Source organism: Oscillospiraceae bacterium (assembly GCA_035353335.1).
Taxonomy (GTDB): Bacteria; Bacillota; Clostridia; order Oscillospirales; family JAKOTC01; genus DAOPZJ01.
In genome coordinates, this window is record DAOPZJ010000001.1 from 1 (window position 1) to 12788 (window position 12788).

A 12788-nucleotide genomic window follows, 5' to 3' on the forward strand; every position below is an offset into this window, starting at 1 on the left:
TCGTTGGTTCGAGCCCAACAGGGGGAGCCAACAAAAAAAGCGCCTGATATAGCCATTTTGAGCTATGGATGGGCGCTTTTTCGTTTATGATTTTTTAGTTTTTCTAACACTTTTTCTAACACTTATCCGAAGGGTTAGAAAAGCTCGTTGAGAAGGCAGCTGCAATATTATTCTTCCGGTTCGTATCAAGATGGGAGCAGATGTTTGAAAGAAGTGCGCAGCGGCGAAATAAAAAAGTTGTGGTTTGTTAGCGCAGCTGCATCACGATTGCGGCATTTAACTTGACGATAATCTAATGTAAATGTATAATTTTCATGAGAGAAAAAGGTCCGATTAATGGTTTTATAGAAATCAGAATGATAAAGTCAGACCGAAAGGATTAAAAATGGACAGATACAGCAACCCGAAAGCGGAAAAAACATACCGCTCAATGCTCGAAGAGCTCACTTCGTTTCCGTTTTCATTTGAGTACGACGGCTTGAAGTATGACGGATTTTCGAAAGAAAATTTCACGGAAATCAGCAGGAAGACTGCGGTCGAGGATAAAAAAGAGAAAACCGATGTCGTTTTCGGATTCCGCGACGGGATACAAATCATGCTCGAAACCGCTTTTTATCCGTCGCACGGGGCTTTCGAATGGACGGTTTGGTTTGAGAATACCGGAAACAAAAACACCGCCGTTTTGTCGGAGTTGAAAAGCACGCTGCGCTTTGAGGGAAAACGCCCCGTACTGAAAGGGATTTTGGGCGACCTCGTGAATTTTTACCGGCCGTATTCGCATGATCTCGGAGTGATCCCGGTGCATTTTGCCTCGAACAGCGGCAGGCCGACGCACATCAATTTTCCGTATTTCAATTTGGAGTATGGCGATGAGGGTGTGATGCTCGCAATCGGGTGGTCTGGTACTTGGACTGCGGATTTTAATTCTGACGGGGTTGCGACCGAATATACGGCGCGCTCGACCAACGAGATTCATACATATCTTAAACCGGGTGAAAAAATCAGAACCGCGCTTTTCGTGATGGCGCCGTATTCGGTCAGAGATGAAAATTACGCGACCAACTTTTGGCGAAGCTGGTTTATTGAATGCAATTTGCCCAAAGAAAACACTGCGGGTGATGCGCTGAAACCGTTTTCGACCTGCTGTTTGTCGAGCGATACGGGACTTCCGAATTCCGACGGGAGCATTTCGGAACGATTCACCACCTGGCGGCCTTCATTGGAGAAGATGTTCGCCGAACAAATCAAAGTCGATTTTCGCTGGGTAGACGCGGGATGGTATACCGATTCCGAGGGGAATACCGTGGAAGAGGACTGGTGGGGAACGGTCGGCAGTTGGGAGCTTGACCCGGTGAAATGGCCGGGAAAGACCTTCCGGGAATCGACGGATTTTACAAAGGAACACGGGATGAAAACACTGTTATGGTTTGAGCCGGAGCGCGTAACCAATCCCGAGGCACTTGAACAAACCTTCGGATATAAAGCCGCATGGGCGGTAAGCGGTGTGCCGGGAAACAAAGGCATTGTCAGTAATATCGGTATACCGGCGTGTTTGAAGTGGACCACAGAGAGAATCTGCAAGGTCCTGCGCGAGAACGGGATTGACATGTACCGCGAAGACAATAACAGCAACCCGAATGCCGGATGGCGCTTTGAGGATGAGCATGAGGGTAAAAGCAGGCGCGGCATCACCGAATGTAAAGTTGTGATGGCGCATTATCAACTGTGGGACGATATCATCGCCTGTACGCTCGGACACGGCGGTTGCGGGTTTGTCGATTCGTGTGCGAGCGGCGGCGGCAGAAACGATTTGGAATCGATGCGCAGAGGAGTTCCGCTGTTACGCAGCGATGCCGACAGAACCACCACGGCACTGCGCCTCTCGATGACGACGGCGTTTGAAAAATGGATTCCGTTCTGCGGCGCAAACACCAAGGAGAAAAAGCGTCAGCTTGATCCGACGGGGATTTCGGATGTGTATACCTGGCGGGCGTCCTATCTTCCCATTCTGAATGTGGATTCCCAGTTTGTTCAGGATCCGGATCAGGATTTTGAAATGCTGCGTTTCGGACTTAATGAGTGGAAAAAGATCAGTCCGTATCTGCTCAAGGATTTCTATGTTTTGACGCCTTGGCACAGCCAGGAGGATAAAAGCGGGTTCACGGCGTTTTGTTATTATGACAATGACGCAAAGGAAGGGGTTTTGCAGCTTTTCCGGATGGAGGACTGTCCCGAAAACACCCTGTTTGTGAAACTGCCGTTTGCCGAGGAATCGTCCGACTACCTTCTGACAGATGAAGATACGCATGAACAAAAGAAGTATACCGGCAAACAATTGAAAAGCGGCGTATGTTTTGATTTTGATCAGCCCGGGACGGCGAGAGTTTTTTGGGTGAAAAAGGCGTAAATCTTTCGCGCAGTCAAATAAAAAAGCACTTGAAAAACAGGTGCTTTTCGAGCCGAAGATAAAATGCGTATTTATATTCACTTCCGACTTCGGCGGGGGTGAATACGCATTATTATATAACTTTTTATATGCCACTGTAAAAGTGTATTTATAAAAAACAAGGTTTTTTCAATCGAAGTGACTGTGAAACAAATTTATCTTTCGCGTTCTGAGGATGTTAATTTATCAGGTTTGAGATCTTTGCCTTCAAAGCGGCCCTCATAGGTGCTGACCCAGGCGGGGGAATAGCCCGCGCGGTGAGCGACGCGCTGAGAGGCAAGGTTTGAGGGGGCGGTGCCGTAATAGGGGACATAGCCGCGATTTAATATTTCAAGCGCGAGCCGATTTACCAGATAGGCACCGAGGCCGTGATGACGGTGCTCGGGCAGCACATCCATGCCGACTTGCCAGAGATTTGCGCAGTCGGCGCTGGCTCCGGCCATTCCGACGATTTGATTGCCGTGTTTGGCGAGTGCGGCTAAGACGTCGGGGCGGGGATGGTTGACATCATACTGCAGCGCGTTGTGAAAGCCATCGAATTGATAGAGCGGCGGGATATCGCTTTTTTCGATGAGCTCGTATGTAAAACCATCGGGCGGGGGCAGCTGGCTGATTTGTGACAAATCGGGCAGATAATATAAACTCTGCCCATGTACAAACGGCATGGAAAAGGCGTCGTCGCGGGATGCGCCGATGAGCTGCGGTTTGACAAAAGCTAAAATTTCAGGCACGGCGGAGACGATGATGGCGTTGCCCATCGAGAGCATATCAAACTGCCGGTCGTTGTGCGGGATCGGACGGCGGCCGGAGTTTTGCCCGGCTTCGACAAAGACAAAACTGTCTTTTTCGCCGTTCAGATCATCGACGGTGCAGTTTAGGTCAACAGCCAGCTGGCGCTGCACGATTCGGGTCATTTCAATATGATTCATTTTAGTCATCCTCTTTCCGGCGGTTATATATCGTCTCAAACCAGAGCTCGCGCGCGGGAATCGGCCGAACCTGAATAAACTGATGCAAAGCTGTCAGATGAGCCAGATCGCAGGTGAGTTCACCGACGTCATTAAAATGGGGGTCGGATTCCGAAACGGGAACGGCGTCTTCAAACGAAGAAGCGCAGAGCGCACTCCCGCGGCTTACCCCGCCCTGCTTTGCATACTGCTGCATGGCCGAGAGGTAAACAAACTGGGTCTGCAGAATGTCCCGGTTGATCAGCGCATCGACTAGCCGGTCAGGGGCCGGCGAAGTGACCGTTTCAAATTCCGCGAGATCGCGTTTACACTCCTCAATCGCGAATTCAAATGCGTCCGGATCCCGAAGCACCGAGGCAAAACGGGTCATGCGCTCCTGATATCGCCTGCGCAAGGAAAACAGGTCCTTTCCGCTGTTGGCTTTGAGACGATTGACGGTTTCGGTTAATTCGGAGATCGGGGTTTCGGCCTTTTCAGAAAATAATTCGACGTCAGGCCGTTCGCGGTAACAAACGGAAATGTATTGCGCGGCGCGCAGAGAGGTGACCTGTGTGGAGTTCAGCGCGGCGCCGCCGGGGCGGCAGACGCCGAAGACGCCGGCAGCTTCCCCTGCCGCAAAAAAGTGAGGCAGATTGGTTTCGCTGTTTGCGTCAACCGACAAGCCGCCGTTATTGTGCTGGGCACACAGGTCAATTTCAAGAGGTTCATGCGCAAGGTCAATACCGTGGGCTTTATAAAGCATGATCGCTTTCGGATTCAGCTTCTTTAATCGCTCAATCGGCGTATCGGCCACGGCGTCCGAGCGCGAGAGGTAATCGCGGCCTTCCGTGCCCAGCAAGCCGAGATGATATGAGCTGCGGGTGAAATCCAGAAAGACTCTGCGCCCCTTTGACCGCTCGGAAAAAACCGCGGCGTCTACGGCGGAGGAGCCGCTCAGCTTTCTGACGTCAAAGGGCCACTCATAGCCCTTTTTGAAGATGTCGTTCAATCGGTCAGCCGGGTTCGGAATGAAATCGGAGAGAAAGTCTCTCTCATTATCACCGTTTTCATCGGTTGAAAAATATCTCGGGATAACCTGCTGGTAGGAGCCGGAGACATTCCAGCGGAATTTAACCGAGGAAAGACCGTACTGCCATTCGGTCAGATTGACGCCTTTGACACCGGCCGCGAATGCCGCGCCATGGGCGCAGGTCTGGCTTTCGGGATAGACGCTTGCCCGGTACATGCCGGCGGGACCGCCCGTCGCCCAGATGATATTGGTGCAGCAAAACAAGGTGAGTCCGATTCCGGGCTGTGTCTGTTTTGATTTTTCAATCGCGAGAAGCCCGAGGGCTCTTTGATCATTTCGGACGATGTTCACGACCCGAAAACCGTCAAAGACGGGGATATCAAAGGCGCGGACTTTCGACTCCAGCGCTTCGGTCATCAGTTTGGAAGTCAGGGGACCGCAGGAGGTCGCGCGGGACGAATCGTCGTGGTCGGTGCGGTAACCGACATATTCGCCGTATTCGTTTTTCGGGAACGGCAAGCCCAGTTCTGCAAGATGAAAAAAGCAGCGGAGGGAATTGGCGGCCTCGGAAAGCGCAAGATCGCCGTGCATCGCGCCGCCTGAAAAATAACGGCCGGCCATGTCGCCGATGCAGTCCGGCGTGTCTCCCGAGGTCGAGAGTTTATAATAGGTCTGCTTATCCGAGCCGGTGTTGCGGGAGGTGCCCATATTGATGCCTTCGGTCACCAGGGCAATGTCGGGCTGCCCGTGCCTGACAAGCTGAACGGCGGCATTCAATCCCGCCGCGCCGCTGCCGACGACTACGGTATTATAAGTGTGGAGCGCGTAGGATTTGCCGTTTATTTCGAACTGCGTTTAAATCACCTCATTCAGCTTTGACTTTTCACTTTCAAAATTGTAATATAGGGAGAGGAGAATGTCAATCGGCGCAGCGCATTTGGACTATTGAAAGGAATGTTTATGAAAAACCCCTGTCCGGAAATCCCCTTTTTTGCGGAGGATTGCTCCGTTTTAAAACGCCCGCTGAGAATCGGTGAAAAGATTGTCCCGAACCGGCTGGCCTTCCAGCCGATGGAGGGCTGCGACGGCACCGCCGATGGCAGGCCGGGGGAATTGACGCTGCGTAAATATCAACGCCTTGCGGAGGGCGGCAGCGGACTGATCTGGGTTGAAGCCACCTCGGTTTCCGCAAAAGCACGCGCCAATCCGCGGCAGTTGTGGCTGACAAAAGAGAATCAGGACAGTTTTAAGCGATTGGCGGAGCTGATTCACATTTGCGCGCAAAAGGCGGGCTTTGAAAAACCGTTGTTGATTTTACAGGCAACCCATTCCGGGCGGTACTCCAAACCGGAGGGAAAACCCGACCCGTTGATTGCTTATCATAATCCGATTTTTGAAAAAGAACCGCTTCCCGATAAATGCATCATCAGTGACGAAGAGTTGGACACGCTGCCCGAAAAATTCGCCGTGACCTCCCGTTTGGCTGAGGCGTGCGGATTCGACGGTGTCGATATCAAGGCCTGCCACCGGTATTTATTGTGCGAACTGCTGTCGGCGTTCACCCGGCCCGGGAAATACGGCGGAAGTTTTGAAAACAGAACGCGGCTTTTATTCGACGCGATGCAGGCCGCGCGGCAGGTGTGCTCTTCGGATTTTCTCGTCACGAGCCGAATCAATATTTATGACGGATTTCCTTATCCCTACGGATTCGGCGTCAAAGAGAGCGGCGGGTTGGAAGTCGATTTGAAAGAGCCGATCAGACTCATCGGTAAACTGGAAAAAACGGGAGTTAAGTTATTGAATATCACCATGGGCAACCCCTATGTCAATCCGCATGTCAACAGGCCGTTCAGGAAGGGAGCGTATACGCCGGAAGAAAAAGCGACAGAAGGCGTAAAACGCATGCTCGAAAATACCGCGGCATTGCAAAAACGGTTTCCCGGTCTGCCGTTAGTTTGTTCGGGGATTTCATTTCTCGGAGAAAATTCAGCGCATGCCGCCGCGGGGCTGATTGAAAGCGGAGGAGCGGCCATGGCGGGATTCGGGCGGATGACGCTGGCATATCCCGATTTCGCGAAAGAGATTCTTGAAGGGAAACCGATGGAAAGTGAAAAATGCTGTATCGCGTGCAGCAAATGTTCGGAATTAATGCGTGCCGGCAGCGTGGCCGGATGCGTGGTGCGCGATGCCGGGATTTATCTGCCGATTTACAAGCGGGACGTGCTGAAAGAGAGTGTTTAAAATGAGAATCGCATTAGTCACCGGATCATCGCGGGGAATTGGTCTGGGCATCTTAAAAGCGCTGAAAAAAGACGGATATTTTACAATCATGAGCAGCACGGGATATAACGACCGGGTGAGCGCCGCTTTGAAAGAACTTGATAACTGCGCGTATCTCTCTTGCGATATTTCGGACTCCTCTTCCCGGAAAGCGCTTTTTGAGCAAATTGAAAAAGAATACGGACGGCTGGATGTACTGGTCAACAACGCCGGAGCCGCGCCCAAAGTCCGGGCAGATCTATTGGAAGTCGGCGAGGAAAGCTATGATTTCGTGGTCGGCACCAACCAAAAAGGGACGTTTTTTGTCACACAAGCGGCGGCGAATTTGATGATTGACGGCATGAAAAAAGGAATAACGGATTATCGTCCGCGAATCGTCAACATTTCTTCGATTTCGGCTTATACGTCATCGGTCAGCCGGGCGCCGTACTGCATCTCCAAAGCAGGGGTTTCGATGATCACAAAACTGTTCGCCGACCGTTTGGCCGAATTCGGGATTCCGGTGTTTGAAGTGCGGCCGGGAATCATCGATACGGATATGACCGCCGGTGAAAGCACGCACCGAAAATATGACGGTCTTATCAGGAACGGGCTGCTGCCGACGGCGCGCTGGGGCACGCCAGATGACGTCGGAGACGCGGTCTCGGTTTTGTGCTCGGGAAAACTTGATTATTCGACCGGACAGGTGATAGAGGCGGACGGCGGATTTCATCTGAGAAGGCTGTAAACAAAAGTGTAACAGAAAACAGGCGGCCGTCGGGCCGCCTGTTTTGTTCAGAAAAACCGTAACAGTCAGTTCAATAATTCCAGGATCTTGATGCCGTTAATGACTTGTTCGTCCGGAGTGGGATTTTCTAAAATATCGCCGCGGACGGCTTTGTAAAATTGCTCATATTGATAATCGCCGACTGCGGCTTCGAATTCACGGTGTTTCCGGATCAATCCGCCGTCGTTGCCGGATGCGGCTAAATCGAGTTTTATTTTTCCGTCAACGGCATCCGCGCCCGTATTTCGGAATATCGTGCCGTTTTCGAAGTTCAGTTCCAGCGCGTGAAGGTAATGACGGCCGTCGTTGACGCAGAAAGAGGCATATATGCTGCCGACGGCGCCGTTTTTATGAAGCAGCGCAAGCTGGGCGTTGTCTGCGGTCGGGCGTCCGGTGAAGAGGCGGGAATGCAGAAGCTGAAGAGTTTCGACTTCGCCGAAATAACGGGAGATGTCGTTGATCAGATAGATGCCGAGCCGAAAAATCGGCGCGGCGGGACAGCGGGCCGGGTCGTCGTACCAGCTGCCGTCGGGTTTTTCGCGATAACTGCACCAGGTCATCGCCCGATAGCCGATCGGCCTTCCGAGGTGATATTGCTCAATCCACTCGTCAATCTGCCGGATATCGCGGGGCGGCGTCGGCGTGGGGCAGTTTAGATGGATGATCCTGCCGAGTGAGCGGGCTTTTTGCAGTACCCGGCGGGCTTCGTCGGCGCTGCGCTCAAATGGCTTGGTCGTCAGGACGTCGCGGCCTGCGTCGAGAATCTGATCGATCAGCAAAGCGCGGCCTTCGGGACCGGTAAACAGGCCGACCGCTTCAATTCCGGGATCGGCGAGCAGCACATTGAGTGAAGATACATATTTTTGAATGCCGTATTCGGCGGCAAGTTTTTCGGCGAGCGGTTCGTCCCGGTCGCAGAGGCAGGCAATTTCGATATATTTCCGGTTTTCGGGCTTTTGAAGTTCCTCAATCATCAGCTTGCCGAAATGAAGACCAACGAGACCGAGTTTCACGGGTTTCATAAATTTTTGTCCTTTCAGGTTTCCGAATACTCGAAATAATCAAAATCCGCAGGGGTTCTGCTGCCGGTGAGATCTTGACAGCACAGGCCGACGAACGCGCCGGTATAACCGGTCAAAGCGCTGTGGTCGTCGGTCAGGGCAACTGTGTCGAACGCAGGACCGATGGGATGGAATGGGTCGGTACCGCAGGAGTAAAAAAACCGCAGTTCCCTTGTTTTGACCTCAACGCGCAGGCGGATCGGGGTATGTTCGGGTATTGCGACGTCATCGACGGGATAACCGTTAGCATTATTGTCGCAGACCATGATGCCGAGCGCCTTCCGGCCGTTGTCATGACTGACGCGCAGGTAGATGAAATTTCCGGTATCGTGCAGACAGACAAGGCCGGCCATCTGACGGAAATCATCCGGCTCGAATTCGAGCATGGTCTCTGCGGTGTAATTCCAGCTTTGCTGCCGGCGGACAACGAGCGACTGAGAAGACGGCGCGGCGAAGGACGGGCCGCCGTAAAGCCGCAGAAAACCGGGACGGTCGCTCAGCGAGAGCGAAGTTTTGCCGAGAGCGGTTCGCAGGGTCTGATAATGGACGCCGAGTGCTTCTGAATCAAAATCATCGCGCGCAGGTGCCGGCTTGAAGGGATGGGGCGCAAGGGCGGGCGCGGGAACCGTGATTTGCGGAACACAGCCGCCGCTTTGTAAACGCAGCCAACCGTCGGCTGTCCATGTTACCTTTTGCAGGCAGGTCTCTCGGCCTAAAATACAATCTTTTGTGCCGGGAAAAGGCCGGGACGCCAGATGCGCAAGGTACCATTCGCCGTTTTGTGTCTCGACAATTGAGCCGTGGCCGGCTTTTTGAAGCGGATATTCGGGCGCGTCGCGGGTGGAGACCACCGGGCCGGAAGGATCGTTTTCATAAGGGCCTGCAATCGATTTTGAACGTGCCATTGAGACCGCGTGGTTATAACCGGTGCCGCCTTCGGCGGTCATTAAATAGTAATAATCTCCGTGCAGATAAAGATGAGGGCCTTCTGTGGTGCCGAGTTCGGTGCCAAAGTAGATGTTTTGAACCGGGCCGACGAGTTTTCGGGCTTTCGGGTCGTATTCCTGAAGCAGAATGCCGCCGAATTTCGAGTGTCCTTTTCGGAAATCCCAATTCAAGTTGACAAGCCATTTGCGGCCGTAAGGGCCGTGGAACAGCGAGGGGTCAAAACCCGTGCTGTTGAGCCAAACCGGTTTCGACCACGGACCTTCGATGTTTTCGGCGGTAATCAAAAAGTTGTCAAGGTCCTTGAAAATGCCTTGATGCCCGTAGATCACCGTATAGATCAGATAGAAGATGCCTTTGTCGTAAGAAAGGCAAGGCGCCCAGATGCCGCCGCGGGAAGGGATTCCGCTCATATCAAGGTCCGTGACCGGATGGGTCAGCAGGCGCCAATGTGCGAGGTCGCGCGAATGATGAATCTGAACGCCCGGATACCACTCAAAAGTCGATACGGCAATGTAATAATCGTCGCCGACGCGCAGAATCGAGGGATCGGGATTAAAACCGGGAAGGATGGGATTTCGGATAAATTGAGCGTTCATGTCGGGCCTCCGATAAAAATGTTTCCGGGATTTTGTAACGATACCTGCCAAAGCCGGGCGTTAAGGTTTCGGGCTTTTACGGGGCTTCCGTCCAGAGTAATAAGCGGCTCAGTGTCAGAGAGCAGGAGAAGTTTTCCGCCAAGGGTGGTTTGAAAGGCAGATCCGCCTCCGTTTTGCCGGAGTTCACTGATTTTACCGCCGATGAAATCGAGAATCAGGGGATTTTGATCAGACGTACCGTAAACCGCTGTGACTTGATGATTGCCCCGGGTGTAAAATTCTTTCGGAACAAGACAGCTGCTGTAAATCGGTGCATCGTCAACGATCAGGTGCGAAAAGCCGCCGCGGCCGCTTCGGTTAAAACTCCAGCGCCCTCCGCAGGCCCAAAGCCCGGAAATCCGCGTCTGTAAGCCGCCGGGCAGAACCGAAACGGTTCCCCCGTCGGTCATGATGCCCGCAAGGGATTCAAACCATGTGCGGTAAAGTCCCGAGGCGCAATTGAGATTCCATGCCTGTCCGAATTTTGTCCAGCCGGTTTCGGGATCAAGATCGTCTAAATCGGCAAGTTCCATAATCGCTCGGCAGTTTTTCCACATCCGGCAGACTGTTTCGGCATATTGGCGTGAAATTCGAAGAAAACGTTCATCGTCTCCCGAGGCCAGCGCGCCGTACCGCAGCAGTTTCAGCGCGTAGATATCCCAATGCGGATACCAGGCGTGGTGGATGCTTTCGGAATGAGTATGGGGTTCCCGCGCGGGCAGAGTGCGGATGCCGTGTTCGGTAAAATAATTTTTTTCGATAAAATCCGAAATCCGACCGATTTCCGGCAAAAACAACGCAAGGCCGCGGCGATTGTGCGCGGCGAGGTAATCGTACAGCGGGTAAACTTTGTTGGCTTGGCCGCGTTCATCCAACCCGTCAATCAGGCCGCCTGTTTCTGAATCGAAAAAAGAATCAAGGAAGGTGCTCTCGATCAAATCGGCAGTTTGCGCGGCGCTTCGGGCAGCGGCTTCATCTCCGCAGGCGGAGGCCAGCCCGGTGAGCAGGCGGGCGGCGAGAAAGAACGCGCCGGTCTCAAGGGAGGTAACGCCTTGTTCGGCGCGCCCCATTGCGCGGGGATTGTCCGGATAAAAGCCAAGGCCTCTGATATAGCCGCGCGAATCGGATTTTTTCTTTAACCCGTTCCAAAGCTCCGTTACGGCGGGATAACACTCTTTTAAAAATTCACGATCGCCGGTTTCGGAAAAGTATTGATGAATCAAAGAGATTAACAGGGCGTCGGACGCTCCGAACTGCATGGTTTGGAGAATCTCGTAATCACGTCCGTACCGGTGGGGAGTGCTTCCGTCCAGCCAGCGGTGGGAGAGAAAAAAGCGGATTACCGAACGCTGGCCGTCGGGATCACCCCATTTGGACATCTCGTGCGCGGTGACGAGATTATCCCAGCCCCAGACCCAGTAATAACTGCTTGCGGAAGCCCTTGTCATTCCGCTGCTCTGGGTTGCCGCGAGCACATAACCGGGTAAAGCGGCCGCGGCTTCGCCGAGTTCGGGATATTCGTCAAAAGTTATTGCAGGCTTTCGCTCTGCGCGCTTTTGAAATCGCAAAAACTGTTCTTGCGAAATTTGCGGGTGGTTTTTTTGGACGCGAGCCGATTCAAATAGGGCTTCTTCCGTACTGTCCCCGAAAGAGAGGTCGAAATGAACCGCGCTTTCGGCAAATGTCAGGGTACACTCGCCGTTTTCATCAGTGACTTGAACGGGATGCGCGCTGTTTAATACCAATACCGTGCGGGAATCAATGAACAGTTTCCCGCCGTTTTTAACGGTATCGGTCATCGGCGGCAGCGCGTCAAGGTTGTTGACATCGAGGAGCGGCCCGGTGCCGAAGATTTCGGCGTGCCGGAAGACCGGCACAAGATACGCGCCTTTGTCTGCGACCCAATCGCGCAGAAGGCAGCGGTTTTCGCCGACGAAGATCAGCGGGAAAACACTCCGGTCTTTTTTCCAGCACATATTGCCGTGGACGTCGGTGTTGAGTGAATTTGTTTGAAAACGGAGCGAGACGGGCTGATTTTCGAATAATTTGACGGTTATCAAAACCGATTTGCCCTGCGCCATAGCGAAAAATTCGCCGGCGGAGCGGCTGCCCGACATCAATTCGGCATAACAACACCAGGGGGCGGCTTCATATTTACCGATGGTGAGCGGAATAAATCCGTTTCGAAAAAGGCCGAATCGAATAGCGGGGGCCGCGGGGGAACCGGTCAGAATTTTCGAATTCCGGCTGACCGGCTGTTTTCCGTGGTAATCCAAACCCGAAAGACCGGTTTCACAAAAACGCGCGGCGACAACCGCATCCGTAATCCAGTTGTTCGGCACCGAGAGGCCCCTAAAACCCGCGGGGTAAAAAATGGGATTGCTGCCGAGAAAACGTCTTTCATCCATAGGCGCACCTCAATTTGTCGGAAAGCCGGGAATATTTACTTCACGGTCAGTTTTCCATTTGATGCCGGATAAATCGGGCAGCGGGGAGATCGTGCCGATTTCTTCACCGGGTTCGTGGGGATAAAGGAACGTCAGGCAGCTCGAGTTCGGGGCGCAATGCGTACGCAGCAGGATGATTTTTTCGCCCATCGGTTTCATTTCGCCTTCCCACAGCCAGCGGTAGCTGCGCCAGTCCATGCCGAACGCGCGCAAAAACATCGGCTCGTC

9 protein-coding genes are annotated in these 12788 nt (G+C 53.0%); 3 read left to right on the top strand and 6 right to left on the bottom strand.

Going from position 1 to position 12788, the window contains the following annotated elements; genetic code table 11:
• Positions 1-385 precede the first annotated feature (385 nt).
• Entirely contained in the window at positions 386-2407 is a 2022-nt protein-coding gene (locus PKH29_00005) for an alpha-galactosidase (protein HNX13221.1), read from the top strand.
• A 194-nt stretch (positions 2408-2601) separates the two neighbouring features.
• Here PKH29_00005 and PKH29_00010 read toward each other — a convergent pair whose 3' ends face one another.
• Positions 2602-3375 (bottom strand): GNAT family N-acetyltransferase, encoded by a 774-nt coding sequence (locus tag PKH29_00010; GenBank protein HNX13222.1) that lies wholly within the window; start codon positions 3373-3375, stop codon positions 2602-2604.
• 1 nt (position 3376) lies between these two features.
• Positions 3377-5266, bottom strand: a complete 1890-nt coding sequence (locus tag PKH29_00015) for an FAD-binding protein (protein ID HNX13223.1) — start codon at positions 5264-5266, stop codon at positions 3377-3379.
• Positions 5267-5383: 117 nt separating this feature from the next.
• On the opposite strand from PKH29_00015, the gene PKH29_00020 reads away from it, so the two are divergent.
• Positions 5384-6664 carry an NADH:flavin oxidoreductase gene (locus tag PKH29_00020; GenBank protein ID HNX13224.1) on the top strand — a complete coding sequence of 427 codons (1281 nt, stop codon included), beginning with the start codon at positions 5384-5386 and terminating at the stop codon, positions 6662-6664.
• A 1-nt stretch (position 6665) separates the two neighbouring features.
• Complete coding sequence (locus tag PKH29_00025; GenBank protein ID HNX13225.1) at positions 6666-7430, top strand: 3-ketoacyl-ACP reductase; 765 nt, start codon at positions 6666-6668, stop codon at positions 7428-7430.
• A gap of 65 nt (positions 7431-7495) precedes the next feature.
• Here the strand turns inward: PKH29_00025 and PKH29_00030 are convergent, their stop codons facing one another.
• The 4 genes from PKH29_00030 to PKH29_00045 form a co-directional block, all read right to left on the bottom strand.
• Entirely contained in the window at positions 7496-8491 is a 996-nt protein-coding gene (locus PKH29_00030; GenBank protein ID HNX13226.1) for a Gfo/Idh/MocA family oxidoreductase, read from the bottom strand.
• Positions 8492-8505: 14 nt separating this feature from the next.
• On the bottom strand, positions 8506-10074 hold the full coding sequence (locus PKH29_00035; protein ID HNX13227.1) for a glycoside hydrolase family 43 protein: 1569 nt from the start codon (positions 10072-10074) through the stop codon (positions 8506-8508).
• Positions 10071-12521, bottom strand: coding sequence for a hypothetical protein (locus PKH29_00040; protein HNX13228.1), 2451 nt, complete (start codon positions 12519-12521; stop codon positions 10071-10073). The genes PKH29_00035 and PKH29_00040 overlap by 4 nt, the downstream gene beginning before the upstream one ends.
• 9 nt (positions 12522-12530) lie before the next feature.
• Positions 12531-12788 (bottom strand): hypothetical protein (locus tag PKH29_00045; protein HNX13229.1); only part of this gene is annotated, 258 nt, incomplete at its 5' end.